Source organism: Blautia faecis (assembly GCF_027662325.1).
GTDB lineage: Bacteria > Bacillota > Clostridia > Lachnospirales > Lachnospiraceae > Blautia_A > Blautia_A faecis.
Genome location: NZ_JAQDKY010000002.1, coordinates 50,952 through 76,388 on the forward strand (window position 1 = coordinate 50,952; position 25,437 = coordinate 76,388).

Sequence of the window (25,437 nt, forward strand, 5' to 3'; positions counted from 1 at the left end):
ATTTAGGAAAGGAGAAACACTAATGTAATGCTTGATTTTGTAAGGATTTCCACGCGTTCTAAAAAGCAGGGTGTTGTTGAAATCTATCCAAACTTTGTAATGAAAAAATCATCTGATCTCATGATTCGGGGTGGAGATTTCTATGCCGTCTGGGTCGAAGAAAATGGTCTATGGTCAACCGATGAGCAGGACGTCATTGATATGATTGACAGAGAGCTTAAAAATTTCACAATAAAATACAAAGAAAATTCCGGAAACGAATCGGTACATACTTTGTATATGTGGGATGCTACTTCTGGAATGATCGACGATTGGCATAAATACTGTCAAAAACAGCTTAGAGACAATTATCATCCACTTGATGAGGAATTGATATTTTCCAATATGGAGACTAAAAAAACTGATTATGCCAGTAAAAAGCTTCCATATCCATTGGAACAGGGAAATATATCTGCTTACAACAAATTAATCTCTACTTTATACTCTGAAGAAGAGAGAAGAAAAATTGAGTGGGCCATCGGATCTATAGTTGCAGGTGATTCAAAATATATTCAGAAATTTATGGTACTTTACGGTGCCGCAGGAACAGGTAAATCTACAATCTTAAATATCATACAAGCTTTGTTTGAGGGTTATTATTCGGTATTTGATGCTAAGGCGTTGGGATCGAGTAATAACTCTTTTGCGTTAGAGGCATTCAAAACCAATCCACTGGTCGCTATTCAGCATGACGGCGACCTATCAAGAATTGAAGACAACACCCGATTAAACAGTCTTGTTTCTCACGAGCTCATGACAGTTAATGAGAAATTCAAATCTGCATATTCTAACCGGTTTAATGCTTTTCTATTTATGGGAACTAATAAGCCGGTAAAGATTACAGATGGAAAGTCTGGTCTGATCCGAAGACTTATTGACGTATCGCCATCTGGTAACAAGCTCAATCCTAGAGAATATAAGGAAGCGATGGATCAGGTGGCATTCGAACTTGGAGGAATAGCATACCATTGCAAGAAAGTATATTTGGAGAATCCAGGCGCATTTGACAACTATACGCCAATAGCAATGTTGGGGGCATCTAACGACTTCTATAACTTTGTGGTGGATTCTTTTCGCGTGTTCAAAAAGGACGATAGAACAACTCTTAAAGCTGCGTGGGAGATGTATAAGGTTTATTGCGAGGATGCAAGAGTTCCGTATCCATTTTCTCAAAGAACATTTAAAGAGGAGTTGAAGAACTATTTTCGGGAGTTCACAGAGACCTTTAATGATGGCGCCGGTTCAAGGAACGTGTATAGCGGTTTTCGCAGCGATATTTTTGAGAAAAAAGTAAAAGAGGTAAGAGATGACGATAAAAGTAGAAGAGCTTCGTGGATCAAATTTGAAACACCTGAAGTTGGAAAAATTGGACCCTTCGAGGATATCTGTGGAGAATATCCCGCTCAGTATGCCAACTCGGACGAAACCCCAAGAAAGGGATGGACGAAAGTCAAGACCAAACTCAAAGATCTGGATGTTTCTAAGCTTCATTATGTCAAAGTTCCAGAATGGTTGATCGTAATCGACTTCGATCTCAAAGACGAGGATGGAAACAAATCTCTTGAGAAGAATTTGGAAGCCGCCAGCAAATGGCCTGCTACGTATGCTGAGGTAAGTAAGGGTGGTGCTGGATTACATCTTCATTATATTTACAAAGGGGATGTATCTAAGCTTTCCAGAATATACGACAAAGACATTGAGATCAAAGTGTTTACTGGCAACAGCTCACTCAGAAGAAAACTTACTTTATGTAATTCTTTGTTGATAGCAACAATCAGTTCAGGTTTACCAATGAAGGAGGAAAAAATGATAAGTACAGATATTATTCAGTCTGAAAAGGGACTGAGAACAACTATAAAGAAGTGCTTAGCAAAAGAAGTTCATCCCCAGGGGACTAAACCGAACGTGGACTTCATTTATAAAGTACTTGAAGATGCTTACAACAGCGGCATGAGCTATGATGTATCCGATATGAAGAACGCTGTGTACGCTTTCGCAGCCCAAAGTTCAAATCAGTCTGACCTTTGTATCAAGCTTGTGTCTAAAATGAAATTCAAGTCTGAAGAAGCTGCTCCCAATACCACAGGCGATGTAGAAAAGCCTATTATATTTTTTGATTGTGAGGTATTTCCTAATCTATTTCTTGTAAATTGGAAATTTCAAGGAAAAGATAAACCTATTGTCAGACTTATCAATCCAAGACCAACAGATATCGCAGAGCTTATAAAATACAGGCTGATTGGATTTAACTGCAGACAGTACGATAATCACATGCTTTATGCTTGCATGCTCGGTTATGACAATCAGCAGATATATGAACTTTCCCAGCATATCATCAACACAAAAAAAGGCGAAAAAAAAAAGTACACATTCGGCGAGGCATACAATCTTTCTTATACGGATGTCTACGACTTCGCCTCAGCTGGTAATAAAAAGAGTCTGAAAAAACTTGAGATTGAGATGAGTAATGTTGCAAACGATCCAAAATCTAAGATGGACGATGATCTAAGAGAGATGCTGAAAGGCATTAAACATCATGAGCTTGGACTTCCGTGGGATCAGCCAGTTCCAGAATCAAGATGGCAAGAGGTTGCTGAGTATTGCGATGACGATGTTATTGCTACTGAGGCGGGCTTTTATTATTTGAAATCAGATTGGACAGCAAGACAGATTCTGGCAGATCTCGCAGGGATGAGTGTGAATGACACCACAAATACGCTCACAACAAAATTTATATTTGGAAATAATAAGAACCCTCAGAATGAGTTCCATTATCGGAATCTTGCAGAACCAGTACTCGACTTGGATGAGGATACATATCAATTCCTTGCTGAAGCGTGTCCTGAAATGATGAGTCAAACCCATGGGGAGGCGGGGTCATTACTTCCGTATTTTCCGGGATATAGATACGAAAACGGAGTCTCAATCTATCGAGGAGAAGAAGTCGGAGAAGGTGGGTATGTATATGCAGAGCCTGGTACGTATGGAAACGTCGCGTTGCTGGACATTGCTTCTATGCATCCTCACAGTACGATTGCTGAAGTCTTATTTGGAGTGAGATATACCAAGGCGTTCCGTGACATCGTTGAGGGTCGTGTGAGTATAAAACATAAAGCCTGGGACGAAGTCAATCATATGCTTGACGGGAAGTTGACGCCTTATATTCAGAAGGTAATTGATGGTGAAATGACAGCTAAGGATTTGGCTAATGCACTAAAGACAGCAATTAACTCTGTATACGGCCTGACTTCAGCCAAATTCGACAATGCGTTCCGTGACATTCGTAATAAGGACAACATTGTGGCTAAACGAGGCGCACTGTTCATGGTAGATCTGAAGAATGAGGTTCAGAAACGAGGTTTTACTGTTGCACATATTAAGACAGACTCAATCAAGATTCCAGATGCCACGCCAGAGATTATCAAATTTGTTATGGACTTTGGTAAGAGATATGGATATACATTCGAACACGAGGCGACCTACGACCGCATGTGCCTTGTGAATAACGCGGTTTATATTGCCAAGTACAAAAAGCCAGAAGAATGCGAGCAGTTATATGGATATATTCCAGGAGACAATGCGGATCACATTAAAGACCCATGGACAGCTACAGGTAAGCAGTTTGCGGTACCGTATGTATTTAAGACATTATTTAGCAAAGAACCTGTCGACATTCGGGATATGTGCGAAACATTCTCTGTAAAATCAGCTTTATATTTGGATATGAATGAGAAACTTCCAGATGTATCCGGATATGAGAAGCGTTTGGAGAAGATTGAGAACGATTATAAGAAAGGTAAATTGTCTGATACACTATTCGAACCCGAAGCTACAGAGCTTGCTGAAAAAATAGCAGAAGGTCATGATTATCACTTTGTAGGAAAGGTTGGAGAGTTCTGTCCGGTTAAAACTGGTAAAGGTGGCGGTGTTCTTGTAAGAGAACAAGAAGGTAAATACTACGCAGCAACTGGAACCACTGGGTACCGTTGGTTGGAGTCCGATATCATGTTTAACGGCGGAAATGACGAGTTTATCGACCGTTCATTCTATGATAAACTTGTGGATGATGCGGTAGAAGCCATATCCAAGTACGGTGACTTTGAATGGTTCGTATCTGATGACCCCTATACCTCACCACCGAGACTTGAGGATTTTATGAACATTCCAGAAGATGCGCCAGAGGAAATTCCGTTCGCGTAAAATGCAGTCTCTATTACGAGAAAGGAGTGATATTTTTATGAAACGAATAGAAAGGGTATATGACAAAGATGTTCTATATTGGACAAACAGTCGGGAAGCAAATGTAATGTTTATTCAAATCGTAGAAAACAATCTAAAAAGTAGATTGGAACATAGCTCATGGGTGTCATTGAACGATGCTTTTGATGGGTTGGGTTTTCCAAGAACTATTGAAGGACAGATGTTTGTATGGAAGAAAAAGAACATATCATTTACACTAATTCCAATTAACGAACATGATATCAAAATTATATTCGAGGGTTTGATACCACTGTTTTAAAAGAAGTGGAGCTTTGGCTAGAAATAGCTGAGGCTCTTTTTTTCGTTTATCCAATATTCGCGCAAAATACAGTCTCTGTTATGAGAAAAATATTTCAAGGAGGAAATTTATATGAGAAAAACAGAAATGGTAGCTAACGCTATACTTTGGGTAGGTGGCGTATTGGGAGGCTATGGTGCTTTAAACACGATTAACAATATCGAAGATACAGACACTACAGCCACGGCAATAAGAAAAACGGCGCGGGCAGGGGTTGGTATTACTGTGTATGTTGTGACAATGAATTATTTCCTAAGAAAATAACTCACAGAAAGGCTTTGGCTAGAAATAGCTGAGGCTCTTTCTTTTATATTTATTCAGGAGGAAGGAATACTTGCTTGGATTACTATACAAGTTAGGTTTTAGAAGACTTATTGATTATCGCATCGTTGGCGATTACTTGGACACAGATGACGGTATTCATTATCAAAAGAAATATATCAGAAAATATTATATCAAAAGGAGATAGAAACAATGGAATTAAGATTTTTAAACAATGGTAACATTCAAGTAGATGGTGCAAGAATCATCTTTAGAAACTTTGCAGGCGCTCCGTCTCAGTATAACAGAGAGGGTGATAGAAATTTCGCTATGGTTATTCCAGACGAGGAGACTGCTGAGAGATTGACCGCCGAAGGGTGGAATGTAAAAGTCAATCCGCCAAGAGACGAGGAAGAAGGTCCATTCATGTATCTTCCGATTAAAGTAAAATTCAATGCTCGTGGTCCGAAAGTTTATCTTCTCACAGGGGAGGCTCATAATCTTATCGACGAGGAGATGATTGCTATGCTCGACGAGATTGATATTCAGAGTGTGAACATGGATATTCGTCCATATGATTGGGAGTTTGGCGGAAAGAACGGTCGTGCGGCATATTTATCAGCTATGGAGGTAACTCAGAATATTGATCGTTTTGCCGCGAGATATGCTGAGGAAGAAAGTCCCGAAGAGTAATACGCGATAAAAACAAGTTCTCTAATGGAAAACAATTATATACATAAGGAGAATTTAAAAATGGGAAATCACAAAATGATAATTTATGAGCCAAAAGGAATTTTTAAAACAGCATTAAAGGTTGGAATAGGAATCAAACTTGGTTTAGAATTGGGGGATTTTATATACTATATCGCACTGAAAACTATAAGTAAATCGGCGGATATATATTTTATCAAACAGGCTAAAAAAGGTTTAAAAGGAGCTAAGGAATGCTGTAAAAAATATGGTCTCGATTACGAAGATGATAACTCAGAAGATTCTTAACTGTAGAATTGTTTACTGTAAAAAGGGCTTTGGCTAGAAATAGCTAAGGCTCTTTTTATATTTGGAGGAAACAATCAATGAAGAAATTCAAGTTGACAGCAAGGAGGATTTTGCATGACTTGTAAATGCGCAGTAAGAACGGACGAATACCATGGTTGGAAATGCAGTATTACAGAAGGTTCTTGTATATTTCTTGTCCCAGATTCGAAATTATGTGCTGAATTGTACGGAGAGGGACCAGATGTGGTGGAAGAAACAGAGGAAGAGTCCTTATTATAGGGCTCTTTTAATTTCTATGAAAGGAAAATCATGAACATAAGAAAATATGAAACGAGGCTCGATGGAAATGGATTCGTCATGCTGAATCTGGTGTTTTCGAAGTATATCCCCGAAATAGAAAATAACTTTACCAATAGTGAAAAAGTATATCAATTATGCCGTACTATGGAATGGGATACATATTCTGAAGAACATGTATTTTTATTGAGTTTTAACATGAAATTTAGATTAAAAGCCTTTTTTGAAATTGGTATTGGGAACAACGATACATGTCTCGTAGACCGACGTGGTATAGCACAAAAAATTTTGCTGTCCAATGCCGCTAAAATGATAATGGTTCATAATCATCCATCTGGCGATCCTACGCCAAGTAAAGAAGACCTAAATGTGAGTAATGAATTAAAGAAACTTGGCGAATTGTTAGGTATTCCTTTTGTTGACTCTATCATTCTTGGCGATTGGGTATACAAAAGTTTTGCGGAGGAAGGAATTTTATAATGCAGACTATATTTTTAAAAGAGGAAGAATGCTACTGTCAACTGGATAAGTTCTATGCAAACGTAGCGAAACATCTCGGTTATGATGTACCGTATGGTGATGAAAAACACACCTTTGACTGCCGAAAAATTTGCATAACGCCTTCTGCTTATCAAAAAATCAAAGAATTTTATAAGCAAAGGTTTAATGATTCAGAATTGACCGTTGCTATGTTGTTTCTTGCATGTGGTCCTAAGATGACTGTTAATGAATTCCCTGATAAAAAATATATTGCGGAAGTTGAAGATGGATTTATATTGGAGGAAATAGAAGATGAAAATTAAAATTCGTGGAAATAAAAACGCAGATGAAACAACCGATATCACATTCATTATAAAATCTACATTACAGTGCTATCGTGCGACTATGGCAAGACCGAACATGTTTACCAAGAATCCATCAGAGCCGCCAGAACAAATGGCGATTGTTTTTCGAGATACTGCTGAGATTGATCGAATGATTGACTTACTTCAGAACGTAAAGAAAATGGCAATTGGACAAATTGATGGGTATGAACTGAAGAAGGGAAGTCAAGATGATTAAATGGGGCAAAGTAAAAGAACCAAGTGCTGTTTTGTCATGGAGAGAAGATGTTACAGCGGCCAAGGAACTTTTATATCCAAAAGAAGTTATAAGGCGGCTGGAGGATGAACCAGATCCGAATAAACGTCAGAGGATTCTTCATGATGCCAGACACCGAATGTAGGAGGAATAAAATGAGACCAACCATGAACGATAGTAATAATTGTGATAATTGTAGATTTCGCGAGAATAGGAGTAATATCAGTTCGCCATGTGATAAATGTTCGACTAGCTTATGTGTCGATCCTTTTACTCATAAAAAGTCATTCAGCACACCAAGCGAATGGATGCCTTTAACAAAGGCTCAGCTATTAGAGAGAAATTTAGAAGAAGAACTTCGGGCTGAGAACACATTATTGACAGGCAGTCTTAAAAATGGTTACAGATACAATATATCAGGAAAGGAATATAACAAAATGTATAAAGAAAAAACGCCTAGACAAAAAGCACTCATGTTTGTTAAAAAAGTAATATTCAATCCGCCCTATACAATCGTTTTCTGGGACGATGAAATTAAGACAATCGTAAAGTGTGGAGAAAATGAACAGTATGACCCTGAGAAGGGTCTTGCAATGGCGATGGCCAAACGATTATTTGGAAACCATGGATATTACTATGATGTATTCAAGAAATGGTTACCGAAAGATAAACCTTTAGCACTGGAAAAGAAACTTGTTCTTGGTATTGACCTATCGCCAGAAACAAGACCGCGTACATATTCTGTGAAAGAATTTGCCATGAAGCTGGGAGTGTCTGAAGACACAGTTCGCAGAAACATTAAGAACGGTAAGTTCCCTGGAGCTAAGAAAGAAAATGGCAAATGGGCTATTCCAACACCTGTATTTTGTAGAGGTAATGTCTTAGATGGACGAAACATGGATGGATGTTTATGATTTTCCTAGGTATCAAGTTAGCGATCAAGGAAAAGTAAGAAATAAGAGGACACACAAAATAAAATCCGCACACTATGACAATGATGGATATTTGAAAGTAACCTTGATGAATATCATAAATGGGAATAAAAAAACGAGTAGAAAAACTGTGCACAGGTTAGTTGCCGAATCATTTTTAGGTGGACCGCATCCGGATCTCCAAGTAAATCATAAAAACGGAGTAAAAGACGATAATCGAGTGGTGAATCTTGAATGGTGTACCGGTAGTGAAAACGTTAAGCACGCATATGCTACTGGCATTCGAAAACCATCCGGAGGGCGAGGTACGATACGTCCAGTAAGAGTGACTGAGTTGAATACGGTGTATCCCAATTTACACGAATGTGCAAAAGCAATAGGTTCTAATTCCGGTAATTTATCCCATTATTTGCATGAGAACAAAGATACTATAAAAGGTTACCATGTTGAATATGTGGACAAACTGGTAGAAAAACCAAAACAATTTCTATACGATTGTCAGATGGACGCCGTTAACAAATTACGGAATGGCTCAGTGCTTTGTGGAGGAGTTGGCTCTGGTAAAAGTAGGACCGGGTTATATTATTATTTCAAAGAAAACGGCGGTAGTTTTGTAAATCAGGAATATATTCCGATGAAGAACCCGCAGGATCTATATATTATTACCACCGCTATGAAGAGGGATACATATGAGTGGGATTCTGAAATAGCGAATTACAGGCTGTCCACCGATTCAAAGAAGAACGAACTTTATAACAATAAGATCGTTATAGATTCTTGGAATAATATTAAAAAGTATTCGGATGTTACGGGTGCATTCTTTTTATTTGATGAACAACGCGTATGTGGTTCTGGAGCATGGGTCAAGTCATTCTTAAAAGTTGCTAAAAACAATAACTGGATTCTTCTATCAGCAACGCCTGGGGATTCCTTCGAAGATTACATCCCGTTATTCATCGCCAACGGTTTTTATAAAAATAAAACTGAATTCGCCAGAGAACATATCGTATATTCCAGATTTACCAAATATCCCCAGATAGATCGGTATTTGAATACCGGAAGGCTTATTCGGTTACGAGATAAGATCCTTGTAGATATCGACTTCGAACGGTCCACAGTTTCCCATCATTCGGACGTATATTGCAAGTATGATATTCCGAAATACAAGGATGTGACTCGAAATAGATGGGACCCATTCAAGAATGAGCCGATTAGCCAGGCATCTCAACTCTGTTATATTTTGAGAAGAATCGTGAATACGGACGAATCCCGTGTGATAGCTCTGATGGAGATTTTAGAGAAAACTCCCAGGGCTATTATATTTTACAATTTTGACTATGAAAGAGAAATGCTTCTGCATCTCCTAAGCGATGACGAATATGTCGGCTACGAAATCGCTGAGTGGTCTGGACATGCTCATCAACCAGTACCAAATAGTGAGAGATGGATTTATCTTTGTCAATACACTGCGGGAAATTCCGGTTGGAATTGTATTAAAACAGACACGATTATATTCTTCTCACAAAACTACAGCTACAAAGTAATGGAACAGGCTTGCGGCAGAATCGACAGACTGAATACACCGTTTAAGGATTTATATTACTACCATCTGAAGAGTAGAAGCGGCATTGACCTGGCGATTAGCAAAGCACTTGATAAGAAAAAGAAGTTCAATGAAAGGAAATTTACCAAATGGAATTAAGTAAAGATGATTTTGAATTTTTCGAGACGGCTATGACAGATCAAGAAGCAGCTAATATTCTACGGAATATGATAAAAAATACACCAGCACCAAGGGCGGATATGAAATCTATGATTAGATTCACATTTAGTCTGGCTTTGCATAAGGCAATTAAAGCATTGGAGGAGAAGAATGGAAATGGTCATTAAAATGCACAAAATTAAAAACGGAGCAAAAATCAGTATTGGAAGCGATTTTAAATCACTTAATTTTACAGTAGAACATCATTTCAACTGGTTTCAGAAACTGATGATAAAATGGTGTTTTGGTTTTAAGGTAGAAGATTATGATGAAGAGTAATCGCGTAGAAAACAGTTCCTCTTATGAGAAAAATGTGAGGAGGAACAGATGCATGTTAGATTACGAATGCTTGTTTAGTAACCATTTATACGAAAAACTCAAAGGAGTCATTAAAGGCGGTATATTTGTAAAGATTAACGAAAATGACAGTCTGGTTGTTGAAATCAAAAGAAAGGATGGAAATAACTTTGGCGTATCATTTACGGATTTTTCAAATCGGGTCCTTAATGGCTTCACAACAGAGTATGCGGCGTATGAGGTGACTAAAAGGTATCAGAAATTTGTAATGCGACAGTTCTTTAAGTAATTTTAACAGCGGAAGGGATTCGAGAAAATCGGGTCTCTTCTTTTTGTTTTGGAAAGGATGATTTTATGCAATACGATTATAAAGAGGTAGATTTTGCTAAATACTGCAAAACTTGCGAGAACTACGACAAAGAGGATATTGACGACCCATGCAATGAATGCCTGGCAGAGCCGAAGAATTTATATTCCCATAAGCCAGTAGAGTATGTAGAAGATCCTAAGAGAGTAAAAATGCTAAAGAAAATAAAAATGCTAAAGAAAATGGAGGGTAACAATTGAGCACACTGATATTTGTTATTAAAGTTGGAATTCTTGGCGTGTTAGCAACTGTTGGCTGCATGTTTATGGGAATGGGAATCGCTTATTTTTTTGATAACTTAGAGAAGAAGGGGAGGAATTACAAATGAAAGTGAAAATGACTTATTATGTTTTATATATGACTGAGAACGGCATCGGTAACAGAGTCGTTCAAGTTGATGGATGTATTCAGGCTGCTGGACAGCTCCAGGCTATTTGTAATCAGATTATGAATCAAGATAAAGTAAACGGTGTTCAGATTTTAACATGGAGACATCTACCGGCGCACGACGAAATTATTAATGATGAGGAAATAGAGTGATGACATACGGCGAGTTTCTTTTACAAATATTAGACAGTTCCACGGATGTAGTCACAGCTGCTTATAATACCGGTTTCGAAGCTGGCAAGAAATATGTTATGGAGCAGTTACAGAAATTTCTGGAGGAGAATGAAAAATGAATACAATTGTTTATATTGCATTATCCATCTTATTTTTTGGATGTACGTTTGCTTGCGGATATTGTTGTGCGATGACAAAAGTATGTAAGAATATGAAAGAGATTTTAGAGTCTGTGAACCCCAAAGCAAACGACGCTTTTATCAAGGGCGTGCTGTTTGTTAGCAGAGGATTTTATAATCATATGAGATAAGGAGAGCAAAGATGTTGATCATCAAAATTATCGTATTATTATGGGTTATAACTGGCACGCTTTTAGGTGTTGGATTTTGTTATTCGGATAAATCAGATGGATACTTCGACGGTCTTGACAACTTTACTCTTATCGTAACGGTGCTAAGTATGATATTAATTGGACCTCCGCTATTTATATACAGTGTAATCAAACATCATAAAAGAAGAGGATAAAACAATGCAGAAAGAAAAATTTATATCCGGAATGAACGGGCATATTGTGTTGTCACCTATGGAACGAGAAAGGATTATCCAACGTAGTGTAGAACGTGAGCACTGGAAGACCAAGTCTACTATTTGCATGGAGGAAATGGCAGAACTTCAGCAGCAGATAAGTAAGCAAATCAGAGGGTATGATGATAGATATGGACTCTTAGAAGAGATGGCGGACGTTTATATTTCGTTAAAACTTCTTGAGTCCATTTTCAATGTCACACCGGAAGAAATGCAGAAAGCGATTGATGTGAAGCTGGCTAGGGAAAGGAGTAATCAGTAGGGATGAATGTTAATTATCACTGTGATGAACTGATTAGTGAGATTGTGATGAAATTCGAAGAAACCCAGGAACAATTTATATTTCAGACAATTAGTGATTTTACATCAAATGTTTACCAGATTGAAATTGATAAGCAGGAGCTGATTGATGCAATTACGTTAATCCGAAAATCCAGAGGAGCGGATATTATCTTTAAAGACCCCAAAATCAGATTAGGATACGTGGCTGGATATGATGATGGTAAGATTGATGCCGAAAGAGAAAAGATGAGAAAAGAGGAGACAAAATGAAAGATATCATTGTTAATGTTTTTGCTGTGGTTGGAGTTTTTGCAATTATTATTACCATTGGAATGTTCTTATTGATTATTATCGAGGACATCCGAGATTACATTAGAATAACAAAACATAGAATGAAGCGGGAATATGAAATCACTCACAGATTTGAAAAGAAACCATTAGCAAAATGTTATTGCATAGATTGTATACATTGTCGAGGATTCACATCGGATAATGATCATGTTCCGAGAGCAATTCCTTGCGATTTATGGGGATGTAATATCATTGCATATGACAACAGTTTTTGTTATCGGGCAGAACCCAAAATGTGAAAGGAGAAATAAAAAAGATGATTAAAGTTATTAAACCAAGGTCTCGTAGAAATATAGAATGCATGAACTGTGGAGCTTTGTTGAGCTATGAGAAAGAAGATGTGAAAAAAGCTGCTAGTAAAAAATTTAATGAGACGGCTTTCGAATTTGTTAACGATTACCACGATCATATCATATGTCCGGAATATGGAGAGGAGATTCGATTGGGGGCTATACGCTAATGGATAAAGATGAAATCATTGAACTCGCAAAAATATCAGGTTGTGATCTTGATGGGGATGTTGTTCTTATAGGCGATAAAACATATTACGTTCATATATTTAAAAATATTGTGGAGGAGATGTGAGTGAGTAATATTGGGATAACTTTATAATATATTTCAACCAAATGCAAAATGCTTACAATGCCGATATTGGGAGTCCGCTAGAAAAAACTTTATGGGGATTATTACTGGTGGTCGGTGTAGATTTAACTACTGTAAAAACCCACGACCAGAAAGGAGAAATCGGTAGGTATGAATAAAGGAGATTTCATATGAAAAAATTATATTTGGTATACGGGAATACGTGGTTTGGCGGATACGGTGAAGAAATACATATTTTCGGTGTTTTTTCGTCGCGTAAAATGGCTGAGAAAGTAAAGAAACAGGCAGAAGACGAATACTTCGAACAAGATCAACAATCTAGGTTTACAGAACTCAACGATAGATCTGAAGTCGAGTTTTATATCGTAGAGATACCTGAAGACACACGTATAGACGAAAAATTAGGAGGATACATAGAATGATTAAATTAAAAGATTTATTATCATGTTGTAGATCTAACGTGTACATTATGACTGGTCCCGTTCCAGCTCTTATTGTTTCTCCTTCACTCGATGCAAACGGCATCATTGACAAAGTGTTACTTGATACTGAAGTTAAATCTATATCGACATTGAATAATGATGGAATTAAAATACAACTCAAAACCAAAGGAGAAAGAGAAAGGGAGAAGCAAGATGAGTAAATCGTTATGCCATAGCTGTCGCCATAACTGCACAGATCATAAAACCAAATCGTCCATTAATCATAATGGAATCTGGTGCAATGCTAATTACGGCAGGGTCATAAAGAAGAAAGTTAAGGGTTGTAAAGATTATGAGCCTCGATCCGGAAGAGAGAAATGAGTGATGAGGATAAGAAAAAAATATAAAATGCCACATGGCTGGTATAAATTAAGAAAGAATGGCAATAAGTGGATGTATGAACAAAATTGTCTGATATTCGACACAAATAATTATCGTAGGCATCACGGGAAACGTTCTATTAGAAATGTTCAGATATGCATGGCTCTTAATTAGGCGCATATCAACCTCAGAAAGAAAGGGATAATAATATATGAGTAATATTGGAATCGCTGCCAACTTATTTCAACCAAGCGGAAAGTGTTTAAAATGTCGTCATTGGAATCCAGCCACAAAAGATTTCATGGGAAATGGAATGGGCGGATATTGTAGACTTGCTTACTGCAAAAATTCCCGACCAGAAAGGAGAAACAAAAAGAGATGATTAACATAATAATCCATAGACGGAAGGAAATTGACATTCACATTGTATTTGAAGCCCTTTCTGAGCAATTAACGATTCCATACAAGTACAATAGACGAACCCATACGATTGAGATACGAGAAAAGGTATCTCATCCAATTATGATTAGAGGAATGTATGGCTCGCTTCGGCAAACGCAAGGTTTGTATCCGGATTTCTATAACTGTTCTAGTCAAGAAGCAGAAACATATTTATCCGAGAGATCAACTGCGGTTGATGGTGTGGGTCTTAAACATGTCACAGACGTGGTAAAAATCATTGATATTTTAAAAATAGTAGAAAGTAATGATGATGAGTCTGATACAGCCGTGGATGTTAACTTAGGAGGGTATTGTGAATGATTCGGTTATCTGGGCGGTTTCTAAAATATAATCTTATTGATAAAAATGGTGTCCAATTTTCAAAATCAGCAACTATTAAAATCCCAAGCAAAGTCTTTGTGCTCTTCAATTTTGATAAGTCACATCCCATTGGTATTGCGAAAGTTATTAAAGATGAAGAAGGACTTTTGGCAGAAATTGAAAGCGGAATGGATGATGTCTTAGAATTACTTGAAGACGATAAGATTGGATGTGGTGGATATTATCGTGCGGTTAAAAGTCATATGGAATACGGTATAAAAGTTATCGACTCCGCTGAATTGGTGTCTATATCTATCACATTAGTGCCATCTAGTGCGGAATATTATGTTTCCAGAAAGGAGACGAGAAATGATTAAATTAGACGAAGAATCAGTATCTAAGATAATCAAAATCGCCATGTCCAATAATCAAAAATGTAATATTTGTGAATTTAGAGGAATGTGCTTTTTTTGCTTATTCATGTCTCAGCAATGATTATAAATATTATTCAAAGGGGTGACGGAAATGAAAACGATACAAATAGTCGTTCACGATTGTTGGGCGGAAGAACTTTATTCGAAACTTTCATGTTTATCTAGTATGATTCCTATTAGACAAGAACGACGTAGAGATGTGATAGAAATATCGGACGGCCTAATCTGCCCTGTACTTATTATCGGTAAATATGGGAGTTGGAATAGATTGGCAGGTTTGAGACCAGACTTTTGGATTGCTGGAGATGACGATTGTCGTGCAATGCTGACAATGAGTGCTGCCAAGGTCGGAGGAGTAGAACTTAACAGGATAGAGGATGTGCTGAAAATTGTAGAGATATTAAGAGTGGAGGATGTTTGTAAATAATGACGAACAATAAAGATTTCATCGAGGAACTCGCGGAGAGAAAAATCAGTCTCAAAGATTTCTTTGATTTGTTGAATGTCTGGGAAGGCATGAGATATGCGGAGAAAGGCATTGTTATAAGAAAACTTGTAGAGGAGGAAAAGAAGTGATCTTATATGTAGTTCATGGAAATACTTATTATAACGATTATGGTTATGGTCATATCGAAAAAATCTTCGGTGTTTATACAGAAAAAGACGCTGCTGAGGTGGCTAAAGATCTAGTAACAAAAGAGCTGTAGTTGAGAATTTATCAGATGTCGACGTGGATATTCTGGAAATCGAAGCTGACAAACTTGTGGAAATTGAGCTGGGAGGATATTGTGAATGAGCATTAAATTAGAAAATGTGGTTCTGGCAAGTCCGGAGCAGATGGAGTTTATTATTCAGGGAATGAGAAATCCTATGAATTCTTGGGAGAAGAGTGATACGTGTTTTTCTGATGAATCATGCGTGAATTGTTATGATAATCAAAGGGATTTATGTGATAAAGATTCGTTTTTTAGAAAAGATGAAAAACTTGGATCTAACGACCACTCGCTCATGCAGCGCTTATCCAATGCAGATACTGAGCATCGGAAGTATATGAGAATGATGCCGGTGTATGTGAGAATTACGGCACCGCTGTACTGGTGGAAAGAATTTGATACATATAAAGTTGGTACTGTTGCAAACTCCTGTAGTACGATGCACAAAATTGCTGAAAAAGAATTTACTCTTGAGGATTTCTCTACAGAGCATCTTATTTCTGATGAATCTATTCCAACCCGCATATATTCTGCTAAGGATATGATGGAAACCACGATCAAAAACCTAAATATGTTTCGTGAGTTATATTTAAAAACCAGAGATAAAACATATTGGTGGCAGATGATTCAGCTTCTTCCGAGTAATTATAACCAGACTCGTAACGTTATGCTGAACTATGAGGTGCTAGCGAATATCTACAGACAGCGGAAGAATCACAAGCTGGATGAATGGCGAGAGGTTTGTAAGTGGATCGAGAGTCTTCCGTATAATGAGTTGATTACCGTAGACTCTCGTGAGGCGATAAAAGAAGAGCTCAGGAAGGAAATCATGAAAGTCAATAAAATTCCAGCCCCTTGGGAACCTTATAATACAGCTGAAATGCATCCTGATCGGTTAATAACAATAGCGGAGATGGAAGCTGATGCAAGACGAGCGATAAGGGAGGAATAACGTATATGACGACAGTTGTTAGCAGTTTGGTATTGATATTAGAAAGTACTGTTATGTGTAGTATGGGATACAGCATAAATACTTGGCAGTGGTGGGCGATGATTTTGCTCACTATATTATATGCGTTTATAGTGACGGTTTCACATTATTTGGAGGACTAAAATGCAGGAACAAATGACTATAGATTCTTTATTAGGTATACTCACCGCTATTTCTGAAGCTGGTCATGGAAGCATGCCTATATTCATTGGTGAAAAATATCCACTGTTGGATAGTGCTTTGACAATCGACCATCTTCGGGATAAGTTAATAATCAGAAACAACTATTACGACGAAAAAATGGCAGAAGCATTGAGTAAGGCAAGGAGCGATTTAGGAAAAATCTATTATACTTATTTAGCGGATTGCCTTAAAGCCGGTGAGATGGAGGAATGAACTTGGAAACTGTAAAGTTTATTATCAGATTCGTTACTGTGATTATTGCCATCAGCATGTATTTCGCTGGATGGGTATTATATGTATGCATGTGCTCTAAAAATAAGGAATATGGTAATGCAGCGGATATCTTCTATGCCATATGGACAGTTCTACATCTTGTTGCTGTGATAATTATTTTTGTTTGGGCTTGGATGTGATTCGCAAAATTAACATTCTCTGTAATGAGTAGAAAACATATATGCAGACTGACGGTTGTACTCGAATAGGGCTACGGTAGAAATACTGTGGCTCTATTTTTATTTTCACACCACGAAAAGGAGGATTTTTGTATGAACAAAAAGTATGAAGAATTTGTAGGCTGTCTAAGGCATGAGTTAATGGAGCGTCTTGGGCTTGGGGAGAAACAAATCTACTTTGAAGAGCGAGATGAGAATGGAATGACTCCTAATGGTGATCGACTGTTTGTAGAAGTCCGAGCTTCAGCGGCAGGAAAAGAAGTCTGTGGAATTCACACGGAGGAACTTTTTGAAGATTACGAAGATGGTGTTTCAATAGAAACAATCGCAAACACAGTGGCGGGAGAGGTGCTGAAATTAAGAGCAGCTGGATTTTTTGAGAAGACAAAGAATCTGAACGATTATGAGAAAATAAAAGGGGACTTATTCATCCGCCCTCTTAATAGAAAACTCTATGAAAAAGAATTGTCCAAAGCCGTGTACAAGGTGATTGGGGAAATTGCGTTGGTGTTGTATATGCAAGTGGGAAAGGCGGAAAACCGGATCGCCAGTATGAAAATACGACGAGAGAATCTGAATGAGTGGGGGCTGAGCGCAGAGACAGTATTTGATACGGCGCTTCTGAATACCTATTTCATTTCCCCTCCTCGTATTTACTTATGGGAAGAAATGTTATCCAATCCAGATTACAGCGGTGAATGCTTTATGGATTTAAATAATATTTTTCAAATAGATAATTATGAGGTTGGAAATTGTCTTAGCACCGTAAGAAAAACAAATGGAGGAGTCGCAATATTTTTACCAGGCGTAGCTCAAAGATTAGCCCATTTGCTTAATGGAGACTTTTATGTAGTATTCACAAGTATCCATGAAGCAATGATACATAGTGTAGATAGTTTATATCCTCCGGAAGATTTGGAGCGAATCTTGAAAGAAACTATCATGGAGGCGACACCGGAGGAAGATTTTCTCACTGACAAGATATATAAATATAGTAGGAAAACCGGTACTTTTTGGATTTATAAAGATGGTACTTTCTTTAATCTTGGAGTGCCAGAATTTCTTGAACAAGAAAGGAAAATGTGATGACAAAAGCAATTGGATTATATCTAGTCTGGACTGGAATCATTTGGTCCGTTATTTTTATGGTAGGGATAGAGCTAGATGCGAACGAAAGAATTAGGACTGGTTTAGGATATATGCTTATTTCGGCTCTTATCGAGATTGGCTTTTATTTGTTGAACGGAGGCTTTTAATATGACCAGAGCTGAAATGCGACGACAGAAAAGAGAATCTGAGAAAGAGCACACAATCACATATAACCTCACTAAGGCTCAGCTGGATCAAATGGTGAATAGTCTTGTGCAGAAACAGATATCTGAAGCAAAGCGAGAGGCGGCAGATGAAGCAATCAACACTGCGCTTGCGTTATTTCTTGGACTACCTCTTTGTGTTTTGATGGATGAGTATTGGAAGAAGTCTTATGCGCAAAAACTACCGGGATTCACAGATAAGGTTATCGAATATTACGAAGCATGGCAGGACGGTAAGCTGAGCTTGGATGAGATTAAGGATAAGCTTTGGAAATATGGCGGAGTCCGGTTAAAGGCTGAGAAAGTGATGGTGTGAGGATGTTTGATTTTTTAATTGATGTCATGCTCGGGATGTTGTTAATATGTTTGATGGCAGTTGCGGTGTCATGGACAATTAAAATTATTATTGATATTTGGAGGAGTATTTGAAAATGGCAATAGCAAGAAAATGCGACAGGTGTGGAAAGTATTATGATGAGAATAAGAAATATAGATATGACTTGGGTATGGGAACTGTAATGGGGTTACGCTTCGAGACCCTTCAAGGTTTCAACAGTAGTAGAATTGATTTGTGTGATGAGTGTCTTGGAAAGATAAAAGAATTTCTTGGCACAGATATATTAAAGGAAAGGGAATGAAAGAATAAATTATGATGTTAGACTTATTGATTAGTATCTTATTCGGGATATTATTGGTGATCGGGCTTTGGACTCTCTGGATTATTTAAAAGAAAGGAAGAAAAGAAATGGGAAGACACAGTAATAGAAATAGTGAGGGGTTTGATGATCCTACAGCCTGTGGAGCGATAAACAGAGCTGATCGTGAGATTGATTATCGTAGATTTAAAAAGACTATGAGAGATTTGCATAATATTTGTGCAATGAATGGTTTTGTTATCCAGGGGCGTGTGGTGCTTCAGGATAAGACGAACGGAAAGGTTTGGAGATAGAATGTGGGAAGACCGAAAGGATTTAACGGTAAATGTGAACAGTATCGACTTCGACTGTCGCAGGAGGAGAATTACATTTTAAAAAAATTAGCGGAAAAGGAAGGTTTGTCTAAGGCAGAAGTCTTGAGAAAAGGATTGAAAATTTTCAATTATTTATCGAAAAATGATGGAATTATTGGATATCCAGAAATAGAAGAAAATGATAATGACATTAATGGATATCCAAAAACTGACGAGGAAGACGAAGACATCTGGTAATTATTGGATATCCAAAAAACTAAAGTAATAATTATTGGATATCCAAAAACTCGGTCAAAATCGTCAAAAAACACCATTTTAGGGCTATTTTGGACTAAAAATGGGATAATTGTTGGATATCCACTTATCCAAGAGGTAACCCCCTTATTATTACGTGAGAAAAAAATAAAATATATAAAGACTTTTGCCACCCCTTACCGCTTGGATAATATTGGATATCCAAAAACTAAATGGAGGAATTTTATGCGAAACAGCATTAGCGAAGTTGAGTTCATTTGTATTTTTGCAGACAACCTTAGCGATATTATGGATGAGGTTGGAATCAGTCAAAGACAGTTGGCGAAAAAAGCTCATATTACAGAGGCTGCGTTGAGTAGATATTTGAATAAGCAGCGAATGCCGAACATGAGAACGTTTATGAATCTCTGCTATGCTCTGCAATGTGAGTATTCTGATTTACTTCCTACATACAGTATGGTTGAATGATGTGGAAGTGACTCGTGATATTTACAAGCTCTATTATGGAACCATAAGGTTTACATTTATATTTCAGGAGGATTGAAAAAAATGAGCGAAGAAGCAAAAGTGACAGAAGTCGAGGAGAAAAAGTTAAGTGCGAAAGAGAAAGGGTTACTTATCGTAGGCGGGGTTATTACTATTGCTACTATTGGTGTAAGTTATAAACTTGGTAGCAAGGTGACTGCTTATAAAATAGAACTCGGTCTTGAGAATTGCTTTAAACATGATCCGACACTTGAGTCACACATGAAAAAAGTACTTGGTGAAGTAACATCTGAAATGAAAAAGAAATAAAAACTTTATATTCTAAATCAGGGCGCTTGAATTACAGGCGCTCTTTTTTTGGCTATACCACGAAAGGAGTGATATTTCTTGTGAACGAATTTGATACAAAAAGAGACGGTATTCCGGTTCGAATTGTCGAAACTGGCGAGGAGTTTAATTCTATACAAGCATGCGCAAACAGACTGAATGTTGATGCTAAATGGTTGGGGAAAGTCGTTAGAGGAGAAACAGGATTCAACACATGTCATGGTTATCATATCGTCGTTTCAGGAGGACGATATTCTTCAGATCCTCCACTAGATATTATAGGACGTCCTGGACAGCGAATTGAAGTTTTGGAATCTGGCGAAGAATTTCAATCGGCTAGAGAATGTGCAAGAAATATTGAGGGTGATCATAAGAGCGTGCTTAGAGCAGCTCGTAATAATAGAGAGTATAAAGAGAGGCATTTCAAGTTAATTACCTGATGTTACGAACGTGCCCCAAAAGATTACGTGCGAAAATTACATACACTTTTATAGAGAGAAGATGACGGATTAGCGATTTACGCTGGTTCGTTGTCTTTTATATTTTGGAACGTACTCGGATGTTCTTCGGACTCCGGGTCTTATTGGACCTTTAGCTCAGTTGGTTAGAGCGTCCGGCTCATAACCGGGATGTCGATGGATCGTACCCATCAAGGTCCACTCTATAAAAGAAAGGGATTTGCCATGAAAGAAAATAAATTTCAGGCTGACTTGAAGAAAGAATTAAAAAGCAGATTTCCGGGTTGTATTGTAACAAAATTGGATTCTGCTGATATTCAAGGAATTCCTGATTTATTGGTTTTGTATAAAGACAAGTGGGCTGCTCTTGAAGTCAAAAAGAGCGCTACAGCTCCACATCGACCGAATCAGGATTATTACGTTGAAAAAATGGATAATATGTCATTTTCAAAATTTATATATCCAGAGAACAAGGAGGAAGTATTAGATGAACTTCATCAAGCATTCGAATCTTAGCGGACTTCATGCACCGTTTTCTGCAAGTTCAAGTGCATGGCTGAGATATTCGGACGACAAGTTACTCACTGTATTTGAAAATCTGAAAGCTAAAGAAATCGGCACTAAGCTTCACGCTTGGGCTAAAGACACGATTGATTTAGGAATTAAGCAGCCTCGATCAAAGAAGACGATATACGCATATGTGAACGATGCGATAGGCTTCAAGATGGATACCGAGGTTGTCTTATACTATTCAAATAATTTCTTCGGAACAGCCGATGCTATCTGCTTCAGAAATAACATATTACGAATACATGATTTAAAGACAGGCAAAACCGGAAAAATCGAAGATCATATTGAACAATTGGAAGTATATGCAGCTCTGTTCTGTTTGGAGTATAAATATAGGCCCAGTGCGATTGATATCGAACTCCGTTTGTATAAACAGGATGAAGTTCTGGTACATCATCCTGATCCAGAAAAGATTTCCTACATTATGGACACTATTATTCATTTCGATGAACTTATAGAAAAGAGTAGATTGCAGGAGGTGTGATATGAGTTCCATACTTGAAGAGATAGATTCGTATTTTGGTTGCGGATCTATGAGCGATGAGGAATATTTGGAGCATTACGGTATGCCTAGAAGATCCGGTAGATATCCTTGGGGATCTGGTAAAGAGCCATTTCAGTCCAGTAGGGATTTCTTAGGTCGTGTCGAACAGATGAGAAAGAACGGATTCACCTATACTGACCCGCAGACTGGAAAGAAATATACTGGCGATAATGCTATTGCAAAGTCTCTTGGATATTCTTCTACTGATTTCCGAACTGTGTACGCTATCGCCAAGGATGAGCGTCGTGGATATGACGTGGCAAGAGCACAAGCTCTGAAGAAAAAAGGCGTGAGTGCAACTGAAATCGGAAGACAATTAGGTGTCAATGAATCTACGGTCAGATCATACTTGAACCCAAATTCGGAATCCAGAATGAAACAGGCAAGAGCTACTGCCGAGATGTTAAAGAAACATGTTGATGAGAAAGGTATGATTGATGTCGGGACTGGCGTCGATCGCGAATTAAACATTTCAAAAGAGAAGTTAGATCAGGCTCTCTTCATCTTACAGGCTGAGGATGGATACAAAGTCTACGGTGGTCGCTTTGCGCAGGTGACCAACAAGGGCCAGATGACAACACAACGAGTGCTCTGTAAACCAGACACTCCTCATAATGCCATTTATGATTTGGACAAGATTCATACCATTAAAGATTATATTTCAAGAGACGGCGGAAACACATACGAAAAGAAATTTCATTACCCAGAAAGTATGGATTCTAAACGACTGAAAATCCGCTATGCAGAAGAAGGCGGATTGGAAAGGGATGGTTTAGTTCAACTCCGTCCTGGTGTTGCTGATTTGTCTCTTGGTGAATCCAGATATTCCCAGGTTAGAATCATGGTTGATGGAAAGAAGTACATCAAAGGAATGGCTGTTTACGGTGATCCAAAAGACTTTCCGGCAGGTGTGGATGTTATATTTAACACCAACAAATCTAAGAGCGTTTCTAAACTTGATGTTCTGAAAGACATTAAGAACGATCCAGATAACCCATTTGGCGCAGCCATCAAAGAGAAAGATCAGGGTGGACAGTATTGGTATACCGATAAAAAAGGCGAAAAGAAACTTGGTTTAATTAATAAGACACGAGCTGAGGGTGATTGGACTGAATGGAAAGATTCTTTACCATCCCAGTTCTTGTCCAAGCAGTCCAAGGCTATGGCCGAGAAGCAGCTTGGTATTGCTAAAGCAGATAAGAAAGAGGAGTTTGCTGAGATTAATGCTCTCACGAACCCGACTATAAAGAAATATTATTTGGAGAAGTTTGCTCAGTCTTGTGATTCTGCGGCTGTACATTTGAAAGCTGCTGCTCTTCCGGGACAGAAGTATCATGTTATACTTCCGCTTACTACTATGTCAGATAAAGAAGTGTATGCTCCTGGTTATCCAGATGGAAGTAAACTTGCTCTTATTCGTTTTCCGCACGGAGGGACTTTTGAGATACCTATTCTTACCGTAAACAATAAGAATAGAGAAGCCATCAAAATGATCGGTAAAACTTCAATTGATGCTGTTGGTATTAATAGCAAAGTTGCCGAACGATTATCTGGGGCAGACTTCGATGGCGATACAGCAATGTGCATTCCTACCCATGATAAAGCTGGTAAGGTGAAGATTGCTTCCCGTCCTGCTCTTGAAGGTCTGGTTGGATTTGATCCTAAGATGGAATATGGTGGAGAGAAAAGAGTCGATAGTGAAGGAAAGGAGCATTACTATCGTGGCGGGCATGAGTATCAACTGTTGAAGAAGACCGATACCGAAATGGGTAAAATCAGTAATCTTATCACCGACATGACCCTTGCTGGAGCAGACGATAATAAGATGGCAAGAGCTGTACGCCATTCGATGGTTGTCATTGATGCAGAGAAGCATCATCTGGATTACAAGCAGAGCGAGATAGATAATAATATACCTGCTCTGAAGAAAGAATACCAGGCGCACTACGATTCGACCGGTCATCTGAGATTTGGTGGAGCATCTACCCTCATCTCAAGAGCTAAAGGTGAGATAGATGTAGATAAACGACAGGGACAACCGCATCCAAACCTGAAGGGTAAGCCGGATTATGACCAATCAAGACCAGAAGGCTCACTACTGTACAGGAGAGCCGATGACGCGGATTACACCACTACAAAAGTGGACAAGCGAACCGGAGAAATCATCGAAGAACATAAAGTTCGTACTCAGAAAAGCACTAAGATGGCGGAAACCGACAATGCCATGACCCTGGTGTCAGAGTATAGACACCCCATGGAACTGATCTACGCTGACTATGCTAACACAATGAAATCACTCGCTAATCAGGCACGTGTTGAAATCAGTAAGACCGGTAAGATTGCTTATAGTAAGGAGGCCAAGGCTAAGTATCAGATAGAAGTTGATAGTCTTGAAGAAAAGTTGAATAAAGCGCAACTTAATACGGTACGTGAGAGGACTGCCAACCGCATGGCTGCAGCCACCATCAATGCCAAAAAGAAAGAAGCTGAGGAAGCTGGTATTAAATTGAAGACTAAAGAAATTAAGAAGGATTCACAGAGAGCGTTGAGTAAAGCTAGAGAAGAAGTTGGTTCTATCTCCAGAAAAGATAGAAATATCCAGATAACTGACAAAGAATGGGAAGCTATTCAGGCAGGCGCAATTAGTGAGAACAAATTGAAATCCATTCTTCAAAACTGTGATCCTGATTCACTTCGTCAGAGAGCAATGCCTAAATCATCTGCTTCTATAAGCGCAGCTACAGCAAATCGTATCAAAGCAATGTCTTCCTCTTATACAATTCAGCAGATCGCAGACAAACTTGGTGTTTCTACATCAACAGTTTCTAAATATTTGAAAGGAGCAACAGCTTAATGAGTGATTGTAGATTAACGACATTTGACAATCCGTATGATCCATTTGAGCAGTTTGCTCTTTGGATGCTGTTTGATAACCGAAATGGTTACAATACATGCGGAAAGATAGATAGACTTACCCATTATTCTGATGATATGTCAGAAAAAGAGTTCGATGATGAACACGAAAGAGTTATTGATGAAATCATTGATAACGATTTTCTTAATATTTACAAAAAAGTGTACAGAAATCAAAAGAATACAGATCCAAATACCACAGAGGTGGCTTAATTGGAGTGAAAGATATAGAGGGGGGGTCTCGAAAATCACACCCCCTCCCTACATCGCCCCGGTCTTTGAAAATTCT

The 25,437-nt window shown here is 38.2% G+C and carries 46 protein-coding genes and 1 tRNA gene; all 47 read left to right on the forward strand.

The window, feature by feature from the left end; translation table 11 throughout:
• Positions 1–27 precede the first annotated feature (27 nt).
• Complete coding sequence (locus PGQ38_RS01530) at positions 28–4,239, forward strand: DUF5906 domain-containing protein (RefSeq protein ID WP_270430644.1); 4,212 nt, start codon at positions 28–30, stop codon at positions 4,237–4,239.
• 37 nt (positions 4,240–4,276) lie between these two features.
• On the forward strand, positions 4,277–4,558 hold the full coding sequence (locus tag PGQ38_RS01535; protein ID WP_270430645.1) for a DUF6353 family protein: 282 nt from the start codon (positions 4,277–4,279) through the stop codon (positions 4,556–4,558).
• A 111-nt stretch (positions 4,559–4,669) separates the two neighbouring features.
• Positions 4,670–4,861 carry a hypothetical protein gene (locus PGQ38_RS01540; RefSeq protein WP_270430646.1) on the forward strand — a complete coding sequence of 64 codons (192 nt, stop codon included), beginning with the start codon at positions 4,670–4,672 and terminating at the stop codon, positions 4,859–4,861.
• A gap of 210 nt (positions 4,862–5,071) precedes the next feature.
• Entirely contained in the window at positions 5,072–5,551 is a 480-nt protein-coding gene (locus PGQ38_RS01545; protein WP_195699345.1) for a hypothetical protein, read from the forward strand.
• Positions 5,552–5,611: 60 nt separating this feature from the next.
• Entirely contained in the window at positions 5,612–5,857 is a 246-nt protein-coding gene (locus PGQ38_RS01550; RefSeq protein ID WP_270430648.1) for a hypothetical protein, read from the forward strand.
• Between the two features lie 114 nt (positions 5,858–5,971).
• The gene (locus tag PGQ38_RS01555) at positions 5,972–6,136 is read left to right on the forward strand and encodes a hypothetical protein (RefSeq protein WP_270430650.1); all 165 of its coding nucleotides are present in this window, start codon (positions 5,972–5,974) and stop codon (positions 6,134–6,136) included.
• Positions 6,137–6,166: 30 nt separating this feature from the next.
• Positions 6,167–6,634, forward strand: a complete 468-nt coding sequence (locus PGQ38_RS01560) for a JAB domain-containing protein (protein WP_270430652.1) — start codon at positions 6,167–6,169, stop codon at positions 6,632–6,634.
• A complete protein-coding gene (locus PGQ38_RS01565) occupies positions 6,634–6,957 on the forward strand; it encodes a hypothetical protein (protein WP_270430653.1) in 324 nt (107 codons plus the stop codon). Before PGQ38_RS01560 ends, PGQ38_RS01565 begins: the two co-directional genes overlap by 1 nt.
• Complete coding sequence (locus PGQ38_RS01570; protein ID WP_270430655.1) at positions 6,947–7,216, forward strand: hypothetical protein; 270 nt, start codon at positions 6,947–6,949, stop codon at positions 7,214–7,216. Before PGQ38_RS01565 ends, PGQ38_RS01570 begins: the two co-directional genes overlap by 11 nt.
• Positions 7,209–7,379, forward strand: coding sequence for a hypothetical protein (locus PGQ38_RS01575; RefSeq protein WP_173735445.1), 171 nt, complete (start codon positions 7,209–7,211; stop codon positions 7,377–7,379). The genes PGQ38_RS01570 and PGQ38_RS01575 overlap by 8 nt, the downstream gene beginning before the upstream one ends.
• Before the next feature lie 10 nt (positions 7,380–7,389).
• Complete coding sequence (locus PGQ38_RS01580) at positions 7,390–8,148, forward strand: helix-turn-helix domain-containing protein (protein WP_270430657.1); 759 nt, start codon at positions 7,390–7,392, stop codon at positions 8,146–8,148.
• Positions 8,120–9,868, forward strand: a complete 1,749-nt coding sequence (locus PGQ38_RS01585; protein WP_270430658.1) for an HNH endonuclease signature motif containing protein — start codon at positions 8,120–8,122, stop codon at positions 9,866–9,868. The genes PGQ38_RS01580 and PGQ38_RS01585 overlap by 29 nt, the downstream gene beginning before the upstream one ends.
• Positions 9,859–10,056: a hypothetical protein gene (locus PGQ38_RS01590; protein WP_270430660.1), complete on the forward strand. Its 198-nt coding sequence runs from the start codon at positions 9,859–9,861 to the stop codon at positions 10,054–10,056. Before PGQ38_RS01585 ends, PGQ38_RS01590 begins: the two co-directional genes overlap by 10 nt.
• Before the next feature lies 1 nt (position 10,057).
• On the forward strand, positions 10,058–10,207 hold the full coding sequence (locus PGQ38_RS01595) for a hypothetical protein (protein ID WP_270430661.1): 150 nt from the start codon (positions 10,058–10,060) through the stop codon (positions 10,205–10,207).
• 52 nt (positions 10,208–10,259) lie between these two features.
• Entirely contained in the window at positions 10,260–10,514 is a 255-nt protein-coding gene (locus PGQ38_RS01600) for a hypothetical protein (RefSeq protein WP_270430662.1), read from the forward strand.
• A 65-nt stretch (positions 10,515–10,579) separates the two neighbouring features.
• The gene (locus PGQ38_RS01605; RefSeq protein ID WP_270430663.1) at positions 10,580–10,792 is read left to right on the forward strand and encodes a hypothetical protein; all 213 of its coding nucleotides are present in this window, start codon (positions 10,580–10,582) and stop codon (positions 10,790–10,792) included.
• Positions 10,789–10,920 carry a hypothetical protein gene (locus PGQ38_RS01610; protein ID WP_270430664.1) on the forward strand — a complete coding sequence of 44 codons (132 nt, stop codon included), beginning with the start codon at positions 10,789–10,791 and terminating at the stop codon, positions 10,918–10,920. The genes PGQ38_RS01605 and PGQ38_RS01610 overlap by 4 nt, the downstream gene beginning before the upstream one ends.
• A complete protein-coding gene (locus tag PGQ38_RS01615) occupies positions 10,917–11,132 on the forward strand; it encodes a hypothetical protein (RefSeq protein ID WP_270430665.1) in 216 nt (71 codons plus the stop codon). The genes PGQ38_RS01610 and PGQ38_RS01615 overlap by 4 nt, the downstream gene beginning before the upstream one ends.
• Positions 11,132–11,272 (forward strand): hypothetical protein, encoded by a 141-nt coding sequence (locus PGQ38_RS01620; RefSeq protein ID WP_270430666.1) that lies wholly within the window; start codon positions 11,132–11,134, stop codon positions 11,270–11,272. Before PGQ38_RS01615 ends, PGQ38_RS01620 begins: the two co-directional genes overlap by 1 nt.
• The gene (locus PGQ38_RS01625; RefSeq protein WP_270430667.1) at positions 11,269–11,463 is read left to right on the forward strand and encodes a hypothetical protein; all 195 of its coding nucleotides are present in this window, start codon (positions 11,269–11,271) and stop codon (positions 11,461–11,463) included. Before PGQ38_RS01620 ends, PGQ38_RS01625 begins: the two co-directional genes overlap by 4 nt.
• 219 nt (positions 11,464–11,682) lie before the next feature.
• The gene (locus tag PGQ38_RS01630) at positions 11,683–12,000 is read left to right on the forward strand and encodes a nucleoside triphosphate pyrophosphohydrolase family protein (protein ID WP_270430668.1); all 318 of its coding nucleotides are present in this window, start codon (positions 11,683–11,685) and stop codon (positions 11,998–12,000) included.
• Between the two features lie 2 nt (positions 12,001–12,002).
• Entirely contained in the window at positions 12,003–12,290 is a 288-nt protein-coding gene (locus PGQ38_RS01635; protein ID WP_270430669.1) for a hypothetical protein, read from the forward strand.
• Positions 12,287–12,610, forward strand: a complete 324-nt coding sequence (locus tag PGQ38_RS01640; protein WP_173735455.1) for a hypothetical protein — start codon at positions 12,287–12,289, stop codon at positions 12,608–12,610. The genes PGQ38_RS01635 and PGQ38_RS01640 overlap by 4 nt, the downstream gene beginning before the upstream one ends.
• 17 nt (positions 12,611–12,627) lie before the next feature.
• Positions 12,628–12,831 carry a hypothetical protein gene (locus tag PGQ38_RS01645; RefSeq protein ID WP_173735456.1) on the forward strand — a complete coding sequence of 68 codons (204 nt, stop codon included), beginning with the start codon at positions 12,628–12,630 and terminating at the stop codon, positions 12,829–12,831.
• Positions 12,831–12,956, forward strand: coding sequence for a hypothetical protein (locus PGQ38_RS01650; protein WP_264294899.1), 126 nt, complete (start codon positions 12,831–12,833; stop codon positions 12,954–12,956). The genes PGQ38_RS01645 and PGQ38_RS01650 overlap by 1 nt, the downstream gene beginning before the upstream one ends.
• Positions 12,957–13,144: 188 nt before the next feature.
• A complete protein-coding gene (locus tag PGQ38_RS01655; RefSeq protein ID WP_173735457.1) occupies positions 13,145–13,396 on the forward strand; it encodes a DUF7336 domain-containing protein in 252 nt (83 codons plus the stop codon).
• Entirely contained in the window at positions 13,393–13,617 is a 225-nt protein-coding gene (locus PGQ38_RS01660) for a hypothetical protein (protein ID WP_270430670.1), read from the forward strand. The genes PGQ38_RS01655 and PGQ38_RS01660 overlap by 4 nt, the downstream gene beginning before the upstream one ends.
• A gap of 538 nt (positions 13,618–14,155) precedes the next feature.
• Positions 14,156–14,539: a hypothetical protein gene (locus tag PGQ38_RS01665; protein WP_173735459.1), complete on the forward strand. Its 384-nt coding sequence runs from the start codon at positions 14,156–14,158 to the stop codon at positions 14,537–14,539.
• Positions 14,536–14,916 (forward strand): HK97 family phage prohead protease, encoded by a 381-nt coding sequence (locus PGQ38_RS01670; RefSeq protein WP_173735460.1) that lies wholly within the window; start codon positions 14,536–14,538, stop codon positions 14,914–14,916. The genes PGQ38_RS01665 and PGQ38_RS01670 overlap by 4 nt, the downstream gene beginning before the upstream one ends.
• A 325-nt stretch (positions 14,917–15,241) precedes the next feature.
• Positions 15,242–15,400: a hypothetical protein gene (locus PGQ38_RS01675; RefSeq protein ID WP_173735461.1), complete on the forward strand. Its 159-nt coding sequence runs from the start codon at positions 15,242–15,244 to the stop codon at positions 15,398–15,400.
• The gene (locus tag PGQ38_RS01680; RefSeq protein ID WP_173735462.1) at positions 15,400–15,549 is read left to right on the forward strand and encodes a hypothetical protein; all 150 of its coding nucleotides are present in this window, start codon (positions 15,400–15,402) and stop codon (positions 15,547–15,549) included. Before PGQ38_RS01675 ends, PGQ38_RS01680 begins: the two co-directional genes overlap by 1 nt.
• Complete coding sequence (locus tag PGQ38_RS01685; RefSeq protein WP_264294901.1) at positions 15,546–15,680, forward strand: DUF7336 domain-containing protein; 135 nt, start codon at positions 15,546–15,548, stop codon at positions 15,678–15,680. The genes PGQ38_RS01680 and PGQ38_RS01685 overlap by 4 nt, the downstream gene beginning before the upstream one ends.
• An 85-nt stretch (positions 15,681–15,765) precedes the next feature.
• Positions 15,766–16,638 carry a hypothetical protein gene (locus PGQ38_RS01690; RefSeq protein WP_330674421.1) on the forward strand — a complete coding sequence of 291 codons (873 nt, stop codon included), beginning with the start codon at positions 15,766–15,768 and terminating at the stop codon, positions 16,636–16,638.
• Between the two features lie 162 nt (positions 16,639–16,800).
• The gene (locus PGQ38_RS01695; protein ID WP_270430671.1) at positions 16,801–17,073 is read left to right on the forward strand and encodes a hypothetical protein; all 273 of its coding nucleotides are present in this window, start codon (positions 16,801–16,803) and stop codon (positions 17,071–17,073) included.
• Positions 17,074–17,405: 332 nt separating this feature from the next.
• Positions 17,406–18,398, forward strand: a complete 993-nt coding sequence (locus PGQ38_RS01700) for a DUF5688 family protein (RefSeq protein WP_270430672.1) — start codon at positions 17,406–17,408, stop codon at positions 18,396–18,398.
• A 171-nt stretch (positions 18,399–18,569) separates the two neighbouring features.
• Positions 18,570–18,941 carry a hypothetical protein gene (locus PGQ38_RS01705; RefSeq protein ID WP_270430673.1) on the forward strand — a complete coding sequence of 124 codons (372 nt, stop codon included), beginning with the start codon at positions 18,570–18,572 and terminating at the stop codon, positions 18,939–18,941.
• A 115-nt stretch (positions 18,942–19,056) separates the two neighbouring features.
• Positions 19,057–19,263: a hypothetical protein gene (locus PGQ38_RS01710; protein ID WP_270430674.1), complete on the forward strand. Its 207-nt coding sequence runs from the start codon at positions 19,057–19,059 to the stop codon at positions 19,261–19,263.
• A gap of 107 nt (positions 19,264–19,370) precedes the next feature.
• A complete protein-coding gene (locus PGQ38_RS01715) occupies positions 19,371–19,574 on the forward strand; it encodes a hypothetical protein (RefSeq protein ID WP_195699366.1) in 204 nt (67 codons plus the stop codon).
• A gap of 3 nt (positions 19,575–19,577) precedes the next feature.
• Positions 19,578–19,832, forward strand: coding sequence for a ribbon-helix-helix domain-containing protein (locus PGQ38_RS01720; RefSeq protein WP_270430675.1), 255 nt, complete (start codon positions 19,578–19,580; stop codon positions 19,830–19,832).
• Between the two features lie 243 nt (positions 19,833–20,075).
• Positions 20,076–20,318 carry a helix-turn-helix domain-containing protein gene (locus PGQ38_RS01725; protein ID WP_195699368.1) on the forward strand — a complete coding sequence of 81 codons (243 nt, stop codon included), beginning with the start codon at positions 20,076–20,078 and terminating at the stop codon, positions 20,316–20,318.
• 81 nt (positions 20,319–20,399) lie between these two features.
• Positions 20,400–20,645 carry a hypothetical protein gene (locus PGQ38_RS01730; RefSeq protein ID WP_270430676.1) on the forward strand — a complete coding sequence of 82 codons (246 nt, stop codon included), beginning with the start codon at positions 20,400–20,402 and terminating at the stop codon, positions 20,643–20,645.
• Positions 20,646–20,725: 80 nt separating this feature from the next.
• Positions 20,726–21,103, forward strand: coding sequence for a hypothetical protein (locus PGQ38_RS01735; protein WP_195699370.1), 378 nt, complete (start codon positions 20,726–20,728; stop codon positions 21,101–21,103).
• Positions 21,104–21,248: 145 nt separating this feature from the next.
• Positions 21,249–21,322, forward strand: a tRNA-Ile gene (locus PGQ38_RS01740).
• A gap of 24 nt (positions 21,323–21,346) precedes the next feature.
• Positions 21,347–21,637, forward strand: a complete 291-nt coding sequence (locus PGQ38_RS01745; protein ID WP_270430677.1) for a hypothetical protein — start codon at positions 21,347–21,349, stop codon at positions 21,635–21,637.
• Complete coding sequence (locus PGQ38_RS01750; protein ID WP_270430678.1) at positions 21,609–22,175, forward strand: DUF2800 domain-containing protein; 567 nt, start codon at positions 21,609–21,611, stop codon at positions 22,173–22,175. The genes PGQ38_RS01745 and PGQ38_RS01750 overlap by 29 nt, the downstream gene beginning before the upstream one ends.
• Position 22,176: 1 nt before the next feature.
• On the forward strand, positions 22,177–25,089 hold the full coding sequence (locus tag PGQ38_RS01755) for a hypothetical protein (protein ID WP_330674422.1): 2,913 nt from the start codon (positions 22,177–22,179) through the stop codon (positions 25,087–25,089).
• Positions 25,089–25,361, forward strand: a complete 273-nt coding sequence (locus PGQ38_RS01760) for a hypothetical protein (RefSeq protein ID WP_173735475.1) — start codon at positions 25,089–25,091, stop codon at positions 25,359–25,361. Before PGQ38_RS01755 ends, PGQ38_RS01760 begins: the two co-directional genes overlap by 1 nt.
• Positions 25,362–25,437 lie beyond the last annotated feature (76 nt).